This is a genomic window from Salinibacterium sp. SWN167 (assembly GCF_015864665.1).
Taxonomy (GTDB): Bacteria; Actinomycetota; Actinomycetes; order Actinomycetales; family Microbacteriaceae; genus Rhodoglobus.
This window is the reverse complement of the sequence record NZ_JADYWU010000001.1, coordinates 487,934-505,666: the sequence shown is the minus strand read 5'-3', so window position 1 is coordinate 505,666 and position 17,733 is coordinate 487,934. Positions and strand designations below refer to the sequence as shown.

The 17,733-nt window shown below is 62.9% G+C and carries 17 protein-coding genes; 4 read left to right on the top strand and 13 right to left on the bottom strand.

The window, feature by feature from the left end:
• The gene (locus I6E60_RS02305; RefSeq protein WP_197178674.1) at positions 1 to 837 is read left to right on the top strand and encodes a redoxin domain-containing protein; all 837 of its coding nucleotides are present in this window, start codon (positions 1 to 3) and stop codon (positions 835 to 837) included.
• Positions 838 to 849: 12 nt separating this feature from the next.
• Here I6E60_RS02305 and I6E60_RS02300 read toward each other — a convergent pair whose 3' ends face one another.
• Entirely contained in the window at positions 850 to 1,194 is a 345-nt protein-coding gene (locus I6E60_RS02300; protein ID WP_197122645.1) for a chorismate mutase, read from the bottom strand.
• An 82-nt stretch (positions 1,195 to 1,276) separates the two neighbouring features.
• On the opposite strand from I6E60_RS02300, the gene pgm reads away from it, so the two are divergent.
• Positions 1,277 to 2,926, top strand: coding sequence for a phosphoglucomutase (alpha-D-glucose-1,6-bisphosphate-dependent) (pgm, locus tag I6E60_RS02295; protein ID WP_197178672.1), 1,650 nt, complete (start codon positions 1,277 to 1,279; stop codon positions 2,924 to 2,926).
• On the opposite strand, the gene I6E60_RS02290 is transcribed toward pgm, so the two are convergent.
• The 3 genes from I6E60_RS02290 to I6E60_RS02280 all read right to left on the bottom strand — a co-directional run bounded on the left by I6E60_RS02290 (position 2,916) and on the right by I6E60_RS02280 (position 6,083).
• Positions 2,916 to 3,875, bottom strand: a complete 960-nt coding sequence (locus I6E60_RS02290; protein ID WP_307841771.1) for a DMT family transporter — start codon at positions 3,873 to 3,875, stop codon at positions 2,916 to 2,918. The two genes, pgm and I6E60_RS02290, sit on opposite strands and share 11 nt — an antisense overlap.
• Positions 3,872 to 4,600 carry a GNAT family N-acetyltransferase gene (locus I6E60_RS02285; protein WP_197178670.1) on the bottom strand — a complete coding sequence of 243 codons (729 nt, stop codon included), beginning with the start codon at positions 4,598 to 4,600 and terminating at the stop codon, positions 3,872 to 3,874. Before I6E60_RS02285 ends, I6E60_RS02290 begins: the two co-directional genes overlap by 4 nt.
• A gap of 196 nt (positions 4,601 to 4,796) precedes the next feature.
• Positions 4,797 to 6,083 (bottom strand): adenylosuccinate synthase, encoded by a 1,287-nt coding sequence (locus tag I6E60_RS02280; RefSeq protein ID WP_197122636.1) that lies wholly within the window; start codon positions 6,081 to 6,083, stop codon positions 4,797 to 4,799.
• A 168-nt stretch (positions 6,084 to 6,251) separates the two neighbouring features.
• On the opposite strand from I6E60_RS02280, the gene I6E60_RS02275 reads away from it, so the two are divergent.
• Positions 6,252 to 7,358, top strand: a complete 1,107-nt coding sequence (locus tag I6E60_RS02275) for a M4 family metallopeptidase (RefSeq protein ID WP_197178669.1) — start codon at positions 6,252 to 6,254, stop codon at positions 7,356 to 7,358.
• Between the two features lie 141 nt (positions 7,359 to 7,499).
• Entirely contained in the window at positions 7,500 to 7,916 is a 417-nt protein-coding gene (locus tag I6E60_RS02270; protein WP_197178668.1) for a protealysin inhibitor emfourin, read from the top strand.
• On the opposite strand, the gene I6E60_RS02265 is transcribed toward I6E60_RS02270, so the two are convergent.
• From I6E60_RS02265 to I6E60_RS02225, 9 genes are all read right to left on the bottom strand, one after another.
• Positions 7,913 to 9,160, bottom strand: coding sequence for an FAD-binding oxidoreductase (locus I6E60_RS02265; RefSeq protein WP_197178667.1), 1,248 nt, complete (start codon positions 9,158 to 9,160; stop codon positions 7,913 to 7,915). The two genes, I6E60_RS02270 and I6E60_RS02265, sit on opposite strands and share 4 nt — an antisense overlap.
• A 72-nt stretch (positions 9,161 to 9,232) precedes the next feature.
• The gene (locus I6E60_RS02260) at positions 9,233 to 10,291 is read right to left on the bottom strand and encodes a D-2-hydroxyacid dehydrogenase (protein ID WP_307784199.1); all 1,059 of its coding nucleotides are present in this window, start codon (positions 10,289 to 10,291) and stop codon (positions 9,233 to 9,235) included.
• 69 nt (positions 10,292 to 10,360) lie between these two features.
• On the bottom strand, positions 10,361 to 10,840 hold the full coding sequence (locus I6E60_RS02255) for a ribose-5-phosphate isomerase (protein WP_197122628.1): 480 nt from the start codon (positions 10,838 to 10,840) through the stop codon (positions 10,361 to 10,363).
• Entirely contained in the window at positions 10,837 to 12,552 is a 1,716-nt protein-coding gene (locus I6E60_RS02250) for a dihydroxyacetone kinase family protein (RefSeq protein ID WP_197122626.1), read from the bottom strand. Before I6E60_RS02250 ends, I6E60_RS02255 begins: the two co-directional genes overlap by 4 nt.
• Positions 12,549 to 13,433, bottom strand: coding sequence for an NAD(P)-dependent oxidoreductase (locus tag I6E60_RS02245; RefSeq protein WP_231600515.1), 885 nt, complete (start codon positions 13,431 to 13,433; stop codon positions 12,549 to 12,551). Before I6E60_RS02245 ends, I6E60_RS02250 begins: the two co-directional genes overlap by 4 nt.
• A gap of 2 nt (positions 13,434 to 13,435) precedes the next feature.
• Positions 13,436 to 14,404, bottom strand: a complete 969-nt coding sequence (locus I6E60_RS02240; RefSeq protein WP_197122624.1) for a sugar phosphate isomerase/epimerase — start codon at positions 14,402 to 14,404, stop codon at positions 13,436 to 13,438.
• Positions 14,401 to 15,318, bottom strand: coding sequence for a carbohydrate ABC transporter permease (locus I6E60_RS02235; protein WP_197122622.1), 918 nt, complete (start codon positions 15,316 to 15,318; stop codon positions 14,401 to 14,403). Before I6E60_RS02235 ends, I6E60_RS02240 begins: the two co-directional genes overlap by 4 nt.
• A complete protein-coding gene (locus I6E60_RS02230) occupies positions 15,318 to 16,259 on the bottom strand; it encodes a carbohydrate ABC transporter permease (protein ID WP_197122620.1) in 942 nt (313 codons plus the stop codon). Before I6E60_RS02230 ends, I6E60_RS02235 begins: the two co-directional genes overlap by 1 nt.
• On the bottom strand, positions 16,256 to 17,524 hold the full coding sequence (locus tag I6E60_RS02225; protein ID WP_197122618.1) for an extracellular solute-binding protein: 1,269 nt from the start codon (positions 17,522 to 17,524) through the stop codon (positions 16,256 to 16,258). Before I6E60_RS02225 ends, I6E60_RS02230 begins: the two co-directional genes overlap by 4 nt.
• Between the last annotated feature and the right edge of the window lie 209 nt (positions 17,525 to 17,733).

Sequence of the window (17,733 nt, the reverse complement as noted above, 5' to 3'; positions counted from 1 at the left end):
GTGCAACTGATCAAGAGGGTCTACGGCGAGGTCACGGCCGCGCTCGCCCTCGGGGTGATCGCGTTCGTCGTCGTGCGCGCCATCACGGAATCACAACCGTGGTGGCTCGCTGCCGCCCTGCCGTGGGCTGCGTACGCGCTCTATTTGGCCTTGCTGATGCCCGGCCTTGTTGTTGCTCAGCGCCGGCATCCGTGGGTTCAACTCTCGGTTGCGGTGGTCGGCATTCTCGCGGCGTTCGTCGCCGGGCCGTTCGCGGTCGCTGTAGCCCTTCTCGGCCTGGCCGTGATTCTTGGCTACAACTACTGGTACTCGGTGCAGCACGTCTCCGCTCGCCCCGTGCGCGTCGACAAGCCCCTGCCGCTGTTCCCGCTCACCACCGTGGATGGCGCTGCCATCGACAGCAGCGTCCTCACCCAGCAACCGCACGTGCTCATGTTCATTCGCGGCAACTGGTGCCCGTTCTGCATGGCTCAGGTCGCCCAGATCGCCGACCAGTATCGCGAGCTCGATCGCCGTGGAGTCGCCGTCGCGATCATCAGCCCCCAAAAGCCCGCCGACACCGTCGAGCTCTCGCACCGCTTCGACATCCCCGTCAGCTTCTACATCGATACGGATGCCGCCGCCGCCGCAGCCCTCGACCTCGTGCAACCCGGCGGAACGCCCGTCATCTTCAGCGCGGGAGGACCCGCGGATGGCGATACCGTCGTGCCGACCGTCATCATCACGGACGCGACCGGCACCGTGCTCTGGGCCGAGCAGACCGACAACCACCGGGTGCGGCCCGAGCCGACAACGTTCCTCGACGTGCTCGATCAGCACGGCATCCGCGCGGTCTAGCCTGCTGCGTGCCTACTTGGCGGAGTCGGGTTCGCTGCCCGACGCGATCTGCTCGTGGTGGTGAATGACCTCGGCGACGACGAAGTTGAACCACTTCTCGGCGAAGGCCGGGTCGAGGTGCGACTCTTCGGCGAGTGACTTGAGGCGGGCGATCTGGTCGCGCTCACGATTGGGGTCTGACGCGGGCAGGCCCTTGGTGGCTTTGAGATGACCGACCTGCTGCGTGTACTTGAAGCGCTCGGCCAGCAAATGGATGAGCGCCGCATCGATGTTGTCGATGCTGCGGCGGGCGCCCAGAAGTTGCTCGCGCACTTCGGGGTCGACGTTGTCGTTGTGGGCCTGATCTCCTGCTGCCATACAACGACTTTAGGGGTTCTGAAGGCTGCGTGTTTGCCACATGACGCGCCCACCGCCGAGCGAAGGTGAAAGACTGGAGCGCATGAACGATCGCGCAGGCACGACAGCCCAGGCATCCGACCTCATTGATGTGACCGAGTTGGTGGCGGCGTATTACGCGCTGGTTCCGGATGTTTCGGTGCCCGAGCAGCGCGTCGTGTTCGGCACGAGCGGCCACCGTGGTTCCGCGCTCGACACCGCTTTCAATGAAGTGCACATCGCCGCCATCACGCAGGCGATCGTGGAATATCGTGCCGCGCAGGGCATCACGGGGCCCCTGTTCATTGGCCGCGACACTCATGCGCTCTCTCAGCCGGCCGAGACCACCGCTCTCGACGTGCTCGCCGCGAACGGCGTTCTCGCGCTGAAGGATGAGTTCGACGACTTCGTTCCCACGCCCGCCCTGAGCCTCGCGATCATCGCCTACAACGCTGCCGGCAACGACGACGTGGCCGACGGCATCATCATCACCCCGAGCCACAACCCGCCCCGCGATGGCGGCTTCAAGTACAACCCTCCGCACGGTGGCCCCGCCGACAGCGACGCGACCGGGTGGATCGCTGACCGCGCGAACGCGATCATTGCCGACGGCAATACGGCTGTTAAGCACGTGGGCACAGCCAGCGACGCCGGAGCCGGCGCCGAAAATACGCCAGCGGGCAGCTACGACTTCCGCGGGCGCTACGTTGACGACCTCGAGAACATCATTGACATCGACGCCATTCGCACGGCCGGCATCCGCATCGGCGCGGATCCACTGGGCGGTGCGAGCGTCAACTATTGGAAGTTGATCGCCGAGAAGTACGACCTCAACCTCACGGTCGTGAACCCCGACGTTGACCCGACCTGGGCGTTTATGACGCTCGACTGGGACGGCAAGATTCGCATGGATCCGTCGTCGAAGTCGGCCATGGCCTCCGTTGTCGCCCGTCGCGACGAGTTCGACATCCTCACCGGCAACGACGCTGACGCCGACCGCCACGGCATCGTCACGCCCGACGCCGGCCTCATGAACCCGAACCACTACTTGGCCGTGGCCATCCAGTACCTCTACACGCACCGCGAGGGCTGGAATCCGGATGCCGCCGTCGGCAAGACCCTCGTCTCCAGTTCCATGATCGACCGGGTTGCTGCCGCGATGGGCCGCGACCTTATCGAGGTGCCGGTCGGCTTCAAGTGGTTTGTGCCCGGACTCGTCGATGGCTCGGTTGCGTTCGGCGGCGAGGAGAGCGCGGGCGCGAGCTTCTTGCGCAAAGACGGCTCCGTGTGGACAACCGACAAAGACGGCATCCTGCTGGCCCTGCTGGCCGCCGAAATTCTGGCGGTCACGGGCAAGACGCCATCCGTCCTTTACGCAGAGCTGGTCGACGAGTTTGGCGACCCCGCCTACGAACGCGTGGATGCCGTGGCCAGCAAGGAGCAGAAGGCCAAGCTGGGCAAGTTGAGTGGGGCTGCAATCACGGCCACCGAACTCGCGGGTGACCCGATCACGGCAAAGCTCTCGGAGGCTCCCGGAAACGGCGCCGCGATCGGCGGCGTGAAAGTGACGACGGAGTTTGCGTGGTTCGCTGCGCGCCCCAGCGGCACCGAAGACGTCTACAAGATCTACGCCGAGTCGTTCAAGGGCGCCGAGCACTTGCGGCTCGTGCAGGCCGAAGCAAAGGCGATTGTCGACGCGGCCCTCAACGGCTAGCCTTCCGGGACCCCAGCGCGGGGAGCTTAAGCCGCCCCTGCGCTAACAGCACGCCCAGAATCACGAGTACTGCGCCGACGGGCTCGTGCCACGACATGGTCTCTTTGAGGATGACGGTGCCGAGGATGACGCCGATCACCGGCGTGATGTACGTGACGGTGGAAGTGCGGGTCGGGCCCCATTCGGCGAGCACCCGGTAGTTCCAGACGTAGGCCATGCCGGTGCCGAGCACTCCGAGCGCGAGCAGGCTGGCGACGACCGGGAGGGTAAGGTTCACCGGGCCGGTGGCAATGATCGGGGTGAGCATCAGGTAGATGACGGCGGCGATGCCGATGTTCATGGTCGCGGAAGTGACGCCGGGAACCTTGTACGGCGCCACGAACTTGCGCTGATAACTCATGGCGGCGCCGTAGCAAAGCGCTGCGCCGAGGCACGCAAGCTGGCCGAGCAGGCTGCCGCTGATGTCGCCGGCTTGCCACGGGGCGATGATCACGAGCACCCCAAAGATGCCGAGCGTGACGCCCGCAATCTGTGAGCGCGACAGCTTCTCGACTCGAAATACGAGGGTCGCAAAGATCGCCGTCATGATGGGCGTTGTGGCGTTGTAGATGCTCGCGAGGCCCGAACTCACGTATTGCTCCGCCCACGCGAAGAGTAGGTACGGGAACACCGCAAAGAGGAACGCGAGCACCGTGAAGTGGGCCCAGACGATCGGTTTGCGCGGCAGCTTGCGGCGGCTAACCGCGAACACCACGACGAGCGCGAGGGCGCCGAGCACCGCCCGGCTCCAGGCGACCTGGCCGAAGCTCACGCCATCCAGAGCCACCTTGATGAAGAGAAAGCTCGAGCCCCACACGAGCCCTGCCCCGGCAAAGCGCAACCAGGTTCCGATCGGGGATGCCGTGTCATGCTTTTCGACCCGGCCAGCGGGAGCAACGGGGGCGCTCACGCGCGCGGCTCCTGCTCGGCAGCATCACGGGAGGTCGCGCTGGGCACTGCACCCGTATCCGCCGCGCCAGCATCCACCGCAACAGGTCCCGTCGCAGCACCAACGCTGGGCATCGAAGCCCCGTCAAGGCGCGCGAGCAGCCCGGCCTTCACGCCCGGCCAGTCGCTGTCGATCACGGAGTACACGGCGGTGTCGCGCCATGAGCCGTCGGCCCGCAGCAGGTGTTGGCGCTGGATGCCCTCGAAGGTGGCGCCGAGCTTGAGGATCGCGGCGCGCGAACGGGCATTGATGGAGTCCGCTTGGAGCCGCACCCGGTTGTAGCCGTTGTCGAAGGCGAAGCCGAGCAGCAGGAGTTTCGTTTCAGGGTTCACGGCGGTGCCCCACACGCTCGGCGCGTAGGCAGTCCAGCCAATGTGCGCGTTAGCGTTGGCTTCGTCCAGGTCACCGAGGGTGCTGATTCCCACGAGACGGCCGGCATCGGGGCCGGAACTCAAGCGCACCGCGAACGGCAGCCGGTCGGAGTGACCGAGGTAGCCAGCGCGCAACCATTCCACGAAGGATGCTTCGTCGGCGGGCAATCCAGCCGGGCCACCACCATAGCCGCCGGCAAAGACCGGGGGCACACCGAGGGCAGACCAGAGGTCAGCGAGGTGCTCTTCGGTCAGGGGTTCAACGGAGACGAAGGATCCTTGAAGGATGCGGGGCTGCGGGCGCGTTACGGTCACTCACAAATACTCCCACCCTGCGGAGCCCCCACGCCCGCGCTTTTCGGACTTTCACCCACCGAATACGGCCTTTCAGTCCAGCAATCCCCGATTGGCTCTCCCTCGGCACGTCATCCGCTCCATCCGCCAACGCAGAAGCGGCACGCCCCGGATCTCTCCGATGCGTGCCGCTTGAGAGCGAACTAGGTGTCGAGGCTTAGTCGACGAGGTCGTGACGAACGATGATTTCGTCGCGGCCGGGGCCAACGCCGATGGCTGACATGCGGGCGCCGCTCATTGCTTCAATGGCGAGCACGTAGTCTTGCGCGTTCTTGGGCAGGTCTTCGAAGGTGCGTGCGCCGGTGATGTCTTCGTCCCAGCCGGGGAACTCTTCGTAGATCGGCACCGAGTGGTGGAAGTCGGACTGCGATACCGGCATCTCGTCGAAGCGCACACCGTCAACGTCATACGCGACACAGACAGGAATCGTCTTGAGGCCAGTGAGCACGTCGAGCTTGGTGAGCACGAAGTCGGTGACACCGTTCACGCGCGCCGTGTAGCGGGCGATGGGAGCGTCGTACCAACCACAGCGACGCGGACGTCCGGTGGTGGTTCCGAACTCAAAACCGTGGGAACGCAAGAACTCGCCAGACTCATCGTGCAGTTCGGTCGGGAACGGGCCAGCGCCGACACGGGTTGTGTAGGCCTTGACGATTCCGATGATGCGCTCGAGGCGGTTGGGGGCAACGCCCGAACCGGTAGCCGCGCCACCGGAGGTGGAGTTGGACGACGTGACGAACGGGTATGTGCCGTGGTCAACATCCAGCATCGTGGCCTGGCCACCCTCGAAGAGCACAATCTCGCCGTCGTCGAGTGCCTTGTTCAGCAGCAGACCGGTGTCGGCGACCATGGGGCGCAAACGGTCGGCATAGCTGAGCAGTTCGGTGACGATCTCTTCAACCTCGATTGCGCGACGATTGTAGACCTTCACGAGCAGGTGGTTCTTCTGGTCGAGAGCGCCCTCGACCTTTTGACGAAGAATGTTCTCGTCAAAGAGGTCTTGAATCCGGATGCCGACACGGTTGATCTTGTCGGCATACGCCGGACCAATTCCGCGACCGGTCGTACCGATCTGACGCTTGCCGAGGAAGCGTTCCGTCACCTTGTCGAGGGTGCGGTGGTAGTTGGTGATCACGTGCGCGTTGGCGCTCACCAGCAGCTTCGACACGTCAACGCCGCGGGCGATGAGAGCGTCGAGCTCTTCGAACAGCACCTCGACGTCGATGACGACACCGTTGGAGATGATCGGGGTGACGCCTTCAGTGAGGATGCCCGACGGCAGAAGGTGAAGAGCGTACTTTTCATCACCGATCACGACCGTGTGTCCGGCGTTGTTTCCGCCGTTGAATTTGACGACATAGTCGATGCGGCTACCGAGGAGGTCGGTTGCTTTTCCCTTGCCCTCGTCGCCCCATTGGGCGCCGATGATGACGATTGCTGGCATGGTGGATCCCTTCGAAGAAGTGGGGGGATTACACCTCAGTCTACCCGAGAGCAGTCTTGTGCTTGTCGTAGCGATTTCTTGCGTGGCGGCGTTGCTGGGGACTCCGTGAGAATCGTGAGTGTTCGTCGCCAGCGTCGGTGGTTCGTGTCAGCATGAAGCATGTTCCGGATGCCGAACTCCCCCGTTTCCCCCGCTGAATCGCCTCGCGCCCGGTGCGCGATCGTGCCCCCGTTTTTGCTGTCGCGAATCGCGACGCTCGACGACCCCCGCTTTGAGCGAGCTGCGCAGGCTGCGCGGCGCTCCCTCACCGACATCGGGCACGACCACCTCGATCATGGTCGCCACGAACACATGCTCCCGCCGCGGTCACTGCGCCCCGACGAGACCGCCGTTGCGCGCGGCACCGTCAGCCGGGCGATCTCGGATGCGCAAACGGGCGAGACACTGCCCGGCGTGCTCGTGCGGTCAGAGGGCGAGCCCGAGACGGGCGACTCCTCTGTCTCAGAAGCGTACGACGGTCTTGGCCACACCTTCGCCCTGTTCTGGGAGGTGTTCGAGCGCGATTCGATCGACGACCGCTCGGCGCCGCTCGAAGCGACCGTGCACTTCGGTAAGGAGTACGACAACGCCTTCTGGGATGGCAGCCGTATGGTCTTCGGTGATGGTGATGGCGAGGTCTTCACCGGCTTCACTCGCTCGCTCAGCGTCATTGGCCACGAACTCGCGCACGGAGTCACCGAGTTCACCGCTGGCCTCGTCTACCGGGGGCAGAGTGGTGCTCTCAACGAGCACGTCTCCGATGTCTTCGGCGCGCTCGTAGAGCAGTATGCGTGGGGCCAGACCGCAGGCGAAGCATCGTGGCTCGTCGGCGAAGGAATCTTCACTGACGAGGTCGAGGGCAATGCCCTGCGCTCGCTCAAAGAGCCAGGCACCGCTTATGACGACGATGTGCTGGGCAAAGACCCGCAGCCGGCACACTGGGATGACTTCATCGTGACGCAAGAAGACAACGGTGGCGTGCACCTCAACTCGGGCATCCCCAACCGCGCCTTCTGGAGCGCCGCCGATACGCTCGGCGGTTTCGCCTGGGAGCGCGCCGGTCAGATCTGGTTCGACACCCTCACGAACGGCTCGCTCACACCTCGCAGCGAGTTCTCGGAGTTCGCTGCTGCCACCATCGCTGCGGCGATTGCGCGCTTCGGTGACGGCTCTGAGGAGCAGCGCGCGGTCGTTTCAGGCTGGGCGCTCGTTGGAGTGGTGCCGACCGCAGCCTGAGCCGCTGCGAGCTGAGCCCCCACGGTGTCAGCGCTCGTCGGGTTCAGCGCTGTTCGCTCCACCCGCCTTTCGCCTCTGGAGGCCTACGATCTCGGGTACCGCACCCTGTTCGCCCGCACGACAACCGGATAGCATGCACGTGTGAAGGTACAGGTGTGGCGAAGCGGAGGGCTCCTCGGCCGACGCGTGGAGTGGGCTGTCGTTGTCGACGAGCAGCCGGACCCCGACCAGTGGTATCTGCTCATCTCCGAAATCCCGTGGAACGAGCATCCGACCGAGAACACGATGCCCGACCGCTACACCTATGAAATCCACTGCGAACCGCACGAAGCCGTCATCCCCGAGCAGCAGCTCGTGGGCCCCTGGCGAGAGCTGGTCGATCGGGTGCGTGAAGCCGACGCCAGCCCGCGACGTCCACAGCCCGAGTCACAGCCCGTGCCCGAGTGCGACGCTGAAGCTTCACCCTCGGCAGAGACCGAACGGGGACCTGACACCGTGCACGGTACTGAGGAGCAGCGCAGTCCCGACGAGCTCGACGAGCTCGACGGCGAACGCTAGCGCAGTGGGTCGAAAGCGTCGAGTAGCGGGTGCTTGTCGCCACCCGTGATCGAGTCGGCGAGAATCCGGCCCGTGAGCGGGCCGAGGGTGACGCCCCACATGCCGTGACCGCCGGCGACGTGAACGCGCGGCGAGCGCGTGCCTCCGACAAGCGGTAGGCCGTCGGGAGTGCAGGGGCGCGAGCCGACCCACTCTTCTTCGCGGGCATCCCAGTCGACGCCGTCGAACATCGGGCTGGCCGCGTTGACGATGGTTTGGATGCGACGAGAATCGGCAGGCGCATCGACCGACCGGAACTCCATCATGCCTCCCACGCGCAGCCGATCCCCGAGGGGCGTGCAGGCTACGCGTTGGGCGGGCAGGTAGATCGGGTGTGTCGGAATCACAGGCGGCTTCACGCTGAAGCTGTAGCCGCGGCCCGACTGCACAACTTGGCGCACGCCGAACTGGCGGGCGAGGTCACCAAGCCAGGTTCCGGTCGCGATGACGACTTCGTTGCTGAGTACCGCGTTCTGGCCCTCGACATCAACGGCAACTCCGGCAGCACCGAGGTCGCGGATGCCGGTCGCTTTCGCGCCTTCCACGATCGTGGCTCCGCGAGCGCGCACTGATGCCGCCAGCACCTCCATGAACGAGGGAGGGTTGATGAAACGCTGGCCATCCACGCGCAGCCCATGGGTCACGAGCTTCGAGACGCTCGGCTCAAACTCGCGCAGCTCGTCGCCGGTGATCTTCTCAAAGCTCACGTGACCGCCGCCGGCCGCGACCTCATCGAATTCGTGGGTGATGACACGGCGGTCGGATTCATTAGTGAAAGCAGCAAGGAAGGGGTCGGCGTGCTTGAGGGCTGCAGAGACTCCGCCGTCTTCCATCCGGTCGAAGGATTCGAGACTCCACTTGTTGATCTCGGCGAACGTGACCATGTTGCGGCGCCACATCTTGGGCGTCGAGTGACGCGCAAAGCCGGCGAGGAAGCGCAGCAGCGTCGAGTTGGCGGCGACCGGAACGTACACGGGCGAGGTGGGGTCGATAACCGCTTTGATGCCGACCTTGAAGATCGAGGGCTCCGGCAGCGGAAGTGTCAGTGCGGGAGCAACCCAGCCGGCGTTACCGAGCGAAGCACCAGCGGCAACGCCCGTGCGGTCGAGCACGGTGACCTCCACGCCACGCTCCTGCAAGAACCAGGCCGTTGACAGCCCTACGATTCCGGCGCCAATAATGGTGACTTTCGCGGGCTGTGTCATAGTTCCCTACTTCGTGAAGCTGACGTGCTGATTACTCCATTGTGCATCGCGACGGCCGCCGAGAGAGCAGCGTTAGTAGAAATGCACCGTGTCGACGACGTTGCGCAGGGGACGACCATCCAGGAAAGCGCTGGCATTTCGAGCGAAGAGTCGCGCAATCTGCTCTTCCTGCGCGTAGCTCAGCGCTGCAGTGTGCGGGCTCAGCAGCACGTTGTCCATCTCCCAGAGCGGGCTCGACTTCACCAGAGGTTCTGTTTCTACGACGTCGAGCGCCGCAAAGCCGACACGACCGTCTTCGAGCGCAGCGATGAGAGCCTGTTCGTCGATCACGCTGCCGCGCCCCACGTTGACCACAGTGACACCGGGCTTAACCATTGTGAAAAATTCGGCGTCGACGAGCTTTTCGGTGTGGGGCGTGCCTGGCAACGACACCACGATTCCGTCGGCGCGTTGGATCGCCGCGGGCAGGTTGTGCGGTTCGATGATCTCGGCGACTCCGGGAACCATCTCGCCGCGGCGGCTCATCCCGATGACATGGACGCCGAGCGCACTCAACTTTTCGGCGAGCGCCGATCCGATCCCGCCGAGTCCGAGCAGCAGTATCGTGTGGTCGCTGAGCTGCGCCATCGGCCACCGCTCGCTCCACTCGTGTGCCTGGCTCTGCCGAAGCAGCCGAGGGAGCGACTTGCTCGCGGCCAGCAACCCGAATAACGCAAATTCCGCGAGCGGCCCGCCATGCACTCCCGCGGAGGTGGTGAACGCCACCCGATCGAGCTCGTGCCGCGTGAAGCCCGCTTCTCGAATCTGAGCTCCACCGCCCGCCGCCATCGTCTGAACCCAGCGAAGACGGTCATTCTGCTGCACGACCTCTTTCAGCAGAGGCGTCGACAGATCGGGGATTCCGTAGAGGGCGTCGGCAGAGTTGAGCAGTTGCATAAACTGCGACTGCTGCTGCGCTGTGCGACGAAAGTCAGGATCGCCCGCGTAGTCCGCCGTAAATCGCATCGGAGGCAACAACGACTGGTCGCGAATCAGTTGCACGCGCGGTTCCAACGATTCGATCAGCGCACACAGTTCTTCGCTGAGGGGCGTGGCCACCCCGACCGTTAATCTCGTTGCTGCGATTCCCACTCGAACCGACTCCTTTAGTTGTGCCGCCGAGCCCGGGAGGCGAGTGGCGGATGTGCGGGAAACCGCTAATCAGACAGAGGGACGCAGTTCGTAGCGTTCGATCTCTGCGACCTTTTCGGCGGAGGCACTCGACGAGTCGAAGGTGTAGCCGAGCCATTCCCGCGCCAGGCGTCGTGCGAGTTCAAGCCCGACAACGCGCTGACCGAAGCACAGCACTTGGGCATTATTCGACAAAACGCTTCGCTCCACAGAGAAAGAATCGTGGGCAGTCACCGCACGGATCCCTTCCACTTTGTTGGCGGCGATCGCGACGCCAAGACCAGTGCCGCACACGAGGAGAGCGCGATCGGCTTCGCCAGCGGCAACTAGGCGAGCGGCATCCACTGCAATGTGCGGATACGCCGTGGATTCGCTTTCGGAGACTCCGACGTCGACGACGGAGGCTACACGCGGATCGGCTTCGAGATCCGCCTTCAATATCTCTTTGTACTCGAATCCGGCGTCGTCGCTACCGATAACGACGCGGATCAGCGGGGTCGTAGTGCTCATGAATCTGCCTTCCAGGCTGTGCGGGGTTGAGCGAGTGCTCCAACGATCAACGCGAATGAGGTTGCGCCAGCGTCGGGTGTTCCGATGCTGCGCTCGGCGAGTGGTCGAGCCCGGCCCTTCTTGGGCGTCAGGCTCTCTGTGGCTGCTGCTGCTAGTGCTGCAGCATCGGCCGCGTTACTCCAGGCAGCGCTGAGCTCCTCACCGCGGTCTACGTCGCGCTTGAGAGTGTGGATGAACGGCACGAGCGCGTCGACGAATGTCTTGTCGCCCACCTCAGCTCCGCCTAATTGCTGAATAGCCTCGAGGAATGCCTCGGCAGCGTCCGTTACGACAGTGGCGTCGTACTCAAGACGGTCATCGCGAATCGCTTCCGCTGCGGCTTCAAGGCCGGCACCCCAGAGAACTCCGGAGGTTCCGCCGGCGCGTGTGGCCCACTCGCGCCCGGCTTGGCGGAGGTTCCCGGCAACGCCTCCCGACGTTGAGTTGTCGACGATTCCTGCAGCGGCGTCAATACCCTTGACCATTCCGCGGCCGTGATCCCCGTCACCTGCGACCGCATCGATGTCGCCCAACTCGACAGCGTTGTCGTGCAGGACAGCGCGAACGGTCGAGACTGCAGCCACCAGCAGGGGCATCAGCGCCCGCGATGCTTCCGTAGATTCTGGGGCGGAGGCCTGAGCGATCGATGCTGCTCCCGGCTCGACCGGGGTCAGCTTGTCGAGGCCCGCGCTGATCTTTCGGTACGCCGGAGTGTAAGCGTCAGCAGTCCAGGTGCGCTCGAGTTCTTCATCGAGCCACATCAGGGTGAGCGAACAGCCGCCCATGTCGAGGCTCGTTACGAGTTCTCCGACCTCAACTCCTACTGCCGCTAAACCAGCATCCTTCAGCAATCGCGAAAGCGCCTTCCACACGACGAAGAGTTCTTCATACTTCGTCGTTCCCAACCCGTTGAGGATGACAGCGACGCGGGTCGAGTCTCCGACAGGCCGTTCGCTCAGAACACCATCGAGAAGCAATCGAGCAAGTTCATCGGCGGTGAGCCGCGGAACGTCGCGCACCCCTGGTTCGCCATGGATTCCGAGCCCAACGCTCATCGAGCCGGACGGGATGGAGAACAGCGGCTCGGCTGAACCCGGCATCGTGCATCCAGAGAATGCAACACCGAGTGAGCGAGTGGAGTCGTTCGCAGCCCGGCCAAGACGCTCAACCTCGTCGAGTGAGAGTCCTTCCGCTGCGGCAGCACCCATCACTTTGAAGACCGTAAAGTCGCCGGCAATTCCACGGCGTTGATCCGCGTCGGGCGATGAGCCCACGTCATCCGTCACGAGCACAACCCGCGTATCGATTCCTTCGCTGCGCAGACGCTCAGCCGCGATTCCAAAGTTCATCACGTCTCCGGCGTAGTTGCCGAAGCTCAAAACCACACCACGGCCCTCATTCGCAGCCTTCGCTACCGAATACACCTGTGCGGCCGACGGGGAGGTGAAGATGTTGCCGACAACGGCACCGGTCGCAAAGCCGGGGCCAACAAGACCGGCGAATGCCGGGTAGTGGCCCGATCCGCCACCGATAACAACAGCAACCTTGGGCTCACCGCGGCGATGCGCGACCACACCACCGGGTACTCCTGACAGGCGATCGGCATAGAGCTCTACAAAGCCGTCGAGAGCATCCTCGGCAAAGTCTGAAGGGTCGTTGAAAAGAACGGTCATTTGTCGCTCGCAGCAAAAAGAGTGCTGATGATCGAGTCGTCTTCTGCAGCAAGTCCCGCTGCTTCGCCCATGCGATACAGCTGCTCCGCCGCGCTCGCCAACGGAACGCTGACTTTCCGCTCGCGGGCAACGTCGCCGACAATACCCATGTCTTTGCCGATCACGTCGAGTCGCGAACGCAACGGCGGGGTTTCCCCGCGTAGCTGCTGCGCAATACGCGGACCACGGTCGGCGAACATGAACGAGGCGGCAGCGCCCGCGCCAAGAACGTCAATAACCATGTCGAGGTCAAGACCGAGCTGATGCGCCAGGGCAAGGGCTTCTGCCGCAGCGGCAGTGTGGATGCCGCACAAAAGCTGATTGACGGCCTTAAGCTGCTGGCCTTGGCCAACTTTGTCGCCCACGACGCACACGGTCGAACCGAGCGCATCGAGTACCGGCTGGGTTACCGACCGTGCCTCAGGCGAGCCACCGACCATGATCAGGAGGTCGCCGGTTTCTGCCCGAACCGGGCCACCGGAAAGGGCGGCGTCTACGCAGAGGATGCCCCGTGCGTGCAGAAGGTCGGCAGCGCGCACTAGGGCGGTTTCGCCGACAGTCGATGTGATGACTACGACTGATCCGGGCGCTAGCCCGTCCACAACTCCGCCGGTTCCAAACAATGCGGACTGAAGCTGTGCTGCATCGCGAACGATCAGTACGACGACGTCGGCACCATCCGCTGCCTGTTCGAGTGACGACGCCGGTGTAGCCCCGGCCGCTGCGGCTTTGTTGAGCGCAACAGGGTTGATGTCGTACACCTTCACGTCGAAGGATTTAGTCAAGTGGGTTGCCATCGGCAGCCCCATCGCGCCGAGTCCGATTACCGTCACGTTTGTCATTGTCAGCTCTCCAATCCGCGCACGGCGGTGCGTGCTTCTCCGAGTGCGACCGCAATCATGCGGCGCACGTAGTCTGCGTTGCGGGCCGCGACAGACAGGCCATCACCGCCGTAGTGCTCGACACAGAACGGTGCCGCGAAACCCGCAGCGATCGCCGCAGCGATGGCGGCCCGGTAGTTCATCGAGCCGAACTCCATGGGCGCGGGCACCGTGGTGACGAAGCCACGCTCGCGATCTTCGTCTCGAAAATAGTTCTTGACGTGCCAGTAGTTAGACACCGGGGCGCAGCGCGCGCTTGCTTCGAGAAAGTCCTCGATATCGCGATGCAGTCGGTACATGTTGCCAAGGTCGGGGTTAAGGCCGACGTTGGAGAGGCCTACCGACTCGACGAGTCGAAGGCCGCCATCGACAGTGCCGATCAGCGTGTCTTCATACATCTCCAGCGAGACTGCGATTCCGAGGTCGGCGGCGTGCGTGCCGAGTTCGCGGATGCGCGTGGTCGCGAGATCCCAGGTCGCGTCGTCTTGATCGTCAACCGGCCCGGGTTCGGTCCAGAACCACTGCGAAGTCTTTTGTCCTGGCAAGAGTGGTCGGTGCAGCCCGAAACTCACCAGCGGGATGCCAAGCTTGGCAGCAGCGTCGAGGGTGCGATGGCTGTAGGCGAGGTTGTCGTCGCCAGCCACCGGGTCGATCACGCTTCGTCGTATTGCTGAGATTGCAATCGGTCGAAGGTGAGCTTCTGCAATAACGGCCGACAGTTCCTCGAGTCGTGCCGACGAAAGATCGCCCGCCTGCACCCAGTTGTCGGTGACGTCGACGCTATCGATACCTTCGAATGCCACCTGGGCGAGCTGATCGAACCACGCCTCGGGGCTAGCATCCTGACTCGCTGCGAAGGGGAGCATCGCAGCGGCAATGGGCCACGATGCGCTCGAGGCGTACGTTGAATCTGTTGATGAATTGTCGCTCATTTTCCGAATCCCGCCGTCAAGCCTGCAACGAGCTGTCGACGCCCGAAGATGTACAAGGTCAAGATCGGGATCATCGACATGACCACTGCGGCCATAATCCCGGGAACGTCCACCGTGAGTTCGCTCTGAAAGCTCCAGAGCGCAAGCGGAAGAACCCGCACGGATGGGCTTTGAGTGAGCACGAGCGGAAAGAGAAATCCGTTCCAGACACCCAGAGCGTTATAGATGCCGACCGTAATCAAGGCCGGACGCGACAGCGGAAGCACAAGCTTCCACAGCATCGTCCAGTCGGTGGCGCCATCGAGACGCATCGACTCGAACAGCTCACCGGGGATATCCCGGAGAAAGTTCACCAGGATGACCACGGTGATCGGAATTGCGAAGGCGGCTGACGGAATGATCAGGGCCAGCAAAGTGTCGTAAAGCCCCATCTGAGAAAGCATGTAGAAGATAGGGATGATTGCCGCTTGGAGCGGAACGGCGAGGCCGAGCAATACCAGCGAAAATGCAGTCCGTGACACGACGTGGGTATTTCGCGCAATTGTGTACGCCGCCAGGAGCGAGACGAACACGGCGATAATGACGGCTGCAATCGTCACGATGACCGAGTTCGTAAAGTACCCGAAGAATCCCGAGTCGAAGACCTTGACATAGTTGGCGAGCGTCGGCTCGGAGGGAAGCGACAACGGTGCGTCGGAGAAGAAGGTAGTGCTGCTGCGGAAACTAGTGGTCAGAACCCAATAGAGAGGGATGACAACGATAATCAGCCAGAGCGCGCCACCCAGACCGCCAGGAATGTTGGTGTGCTTACTGAACAACGATGGCCGCCGGCGCACGGGCGCAGACTTAGTCGGCGGTGCAGTAACGGGAGGTGCAGTGACCCGCACGGGATCCACTGAAGTGGTGGTACTCATTACATTCCCTCCTGTTGACTCTTCATTTTCGAGAACCCGCTCCAGCGCGTCAGCGCAAGCGAAAGCACAAGCCCAATCAGCACGAGAACCGTGGCAATCACGCTTGCCTTGCCCATCTCTGCCGAGCGGAACCCGGTGAGGTACATGTGCAGCGGCAGCACGCGTGTCGCGTATCCCGGCCCACCGGCTGTCATCACGAAGATGAGGTCGAAGTAGGTCAACGATCCCACCACGATCAGCGTGGATGACGTCACGATGGTGTACTTCAACTGCGGAACGGTGATCGTGAAGAACTGCATGATTTTGCCGGCGCCGTCGATCGATGCCGCCTCATAAAGCGAAGCGGGGATCTGACGCACACCGCCCTGGTACAGCAGCGTGTGAAGGGGAACGAAGTGCCACGCGATCACCAGAATCACCATGATGAGCACCGTGTTTTTATCTCCGAGCCAGTTATGCGCGAGCCATCCGAAGCCGTCTTGCGTGGAGAGTCCGAAGTTAGGGTCAAGCAGGTTCTTGTAGGCGAGCGCTACCGCCGCAGACGAGAGCAGAAGCGGGACAAAGAAGATGAGTCCGGCGAAGGATCGGAACCCTCCCGAGCGCGCGATCCAGACGCCAAGAAGCATGCTGATCGGGCCCTGAACAAGCAGGCTGCCGAACATCACGGCGAACGTGATGCCGAGCGTCGTGTAGGTCACTGGGTCTGTGACGAACCAGAGCCAGTTGTCGGCTCCCAGCCACTGCGGCGTGCCGAGCCCGCTCCACTGCGTGAACGACAGAACTACTGCTCCCAGCAACGGCAGGATGGCGAAGCCACCGAACAGGAGCGCTGCGGGAAGAAGGAACCAGAGTGACGGCCCGCCCGACCGTTGTCTAGCCGCGAGCGCCGACCCACGACGGGGAGCACGGATGCCCCCCGTCGTCGTTGTTACGGTCGTCACTTGATTGTCGCGTTCATGAGCTGCATGAACTCGTCGGCGTCGATTTCCTGCAGGAACACTCGGTCGAGCTGAACCGTGAGTTCGGCGCCCTGAGCGGGTGATAGTGCTTGGTCCCAGGAGAGCTGGAAGTTCGCAGCGTCATCCGACAGATCGAAGACGAACGACTGGAAGTCGGCGTCGTCGCGCTGGTCAATCAGGTCTTTCGCGTCGCTTACCCCGGGAACGGCAGAGCGCTCAAGGACCTCACCAATGTAGGCGTCGTTCATCACTTCGGTCGCCAGGAAGTCAGTGACAGTCGCTTTATTAGCGTCTGTCGCCGCTGACGCTACCGACCAGTAGTTCGACGGGTTTCCGACGAGGTCTGTGGTGTCTCCCGAACCTGAGCCGACAGTGGGGAAGGTGACGTAGCCCAGATCGCCGCTGTCGACGAAATCAGGGGCCTTGGTCTGAATGTTTGAGTAGGCCTGAGAAAGAGCGACCATCATTGCGGCCTTGCCGGTGTAGAGCAGTGCATCCGCAGCTCCACTTCCGTAGTCGAGTGCGGCAAAGTCTGAGTTGAAGCCATCAGCCTTGACGAGGTCCTGAATCATGTCGATCGATTCCGCGATAGCGGGATCTGACCAGGCGTCGGGCTCATTAGCGACAATCGCGTCGAAGACCTCAGGGCCACCGATTCGATCGACCAGGTACGAGATGTACGGCAGCTGCGGCCATTTGCTCGCTCCAGCCAGCGCGATCGGCGCGACGCCGGCGTCGTTGAAGACCGGAACGAGATCCATCAGGTCGTCCCATGATTCGGGAGGAGTAGCTCCCACTTCTTCGAATACAGCCTTGTTGTACAGGATGACAACGGGCTGGATGTTGTTGATGGCAGCACCATAGACCGCGCCATCGAAGGTGGCGTTGTCGTTCACGGCATCGAGATAACGGTCGGTGATCTCGGGATCTTCGATGGGATCGATGTAGCCGGCGTCGACGTAGCCCTCGAGCACTCCGCCGCCCCAGCCGAACATCAAGTCGGGCCCTTGACCTGCTCCGAGAGCGATGCGGAGCTTGTCGGAGTAGCCGTCGTTTCCGAACATCTGAAGTTCGATAGGCCTGTCGGGGTTGGTTTCGTTCCAACGATCAACCGCTGCTTCGTAGGAGGCTGACTGCCCGCCCTCTACGCCCCAGACGACTGCCGTCGAAGAGCCGCCGTCGCTACCGGAGCCGCTGCATCCGGTGAGCGCGAGAACTCCCGCTGTTAGCACCGCAACGCCAGTCATAAATCTTTGTTTTTTGGCCCGCAACATATGTGTCCCAATTCTCTTCGTTGAGTTGTTTGTCGAAAATGTTTCGAAGCACTTTCGGTGTCTCGAGAGTCACACTATGGCGAGAAAGCGGGTACTGTCAAATATTTGTTGCCGAGTGCAGCAAAATTATGTGAGCGAATTATTGAAAGTTTTCGAGTTCTTGGATAGTCTTTCGATCTCGG

Bases quoted from the DNA above. Each gene is read 5' to 3' on its own strand.
- I6E60_RS02265 (WP_197178667.1), bottom strand. From the start codon at position 9,160: ATGACACAGCCCGCGAAAGTCACCATTATTGGCGCCGGAATCGTAGGG.
- I6E60_RS02255 (WP_197122628.1), bottom strand. From the start codon at position 10,840: ATGAGCACTACGACCCCGCTGATCCGCGTCGTTATCGGTAGCGACGAC.
- I6E60_RS02225 (WP_197122618.1), bottom strand. From the start codon at position 17,524: ATGACTGGCGTTGCGGTGCTAACAGCGGGAGTTCTCGCGCTCACCGGA.
- I6E60_RS02280 (WP_197122636.1), bottom strand. From the start codon at position 6,083: ATGCCAGCAATCGTCATCATCGGCGCCCAATGGGGCGACGAGGGCAAG.
- I6E60_RS02275 (WP_197178669.1), top strand. From the start codon at position 6,252: ATGCCGAACTCCCCCGTTTCCCCCGCTGAATCGCCTCGCGCCCGGTGC.
- I6E60_RS02300 (WP_197122645.1), bottom strand. From the start codon at position 1,194: ATGGCAGCAGGAGATCAGGCCCACAACGACAACGTCGACCCCGAAGTG.
- pgm (WP_197178672.1), top strand. From the start codon at position 1,277: ATGAACGATCGCGCAGGCACGACAGCCCAGGCATCCGACCTCATTGAT.
- I6E60_RS02235 (WP_197122622.1), bottom strand. From the start codon at position 15,318: ATGAGTACCACCACTTCAGTGGATCCCGTGCGGGTCACTGCACCTCCC.
- I6E60_RS02250 (WP_197122626.1), bottom strand. From the start codon at position 12,552: ATGACCGTTCTTTTCAACGACCCTTCAGACTTTGCCGAGGATGCTCTC.
- I6E60_RS02240 (WP_197122624.1), bottom strand. From the start codon at position 14,404: ATGAGCGACAATTCATCAACAGATTCAACGTACGCCTCGAGCGCATCG.
- I6E60_RS02245 (WP_231600515.1), bottom strand. From the start codon at position 13,433: ATGACAAACGTGACGGTAATCGGACTCGGCGCGATGGGGCTGCCGATG.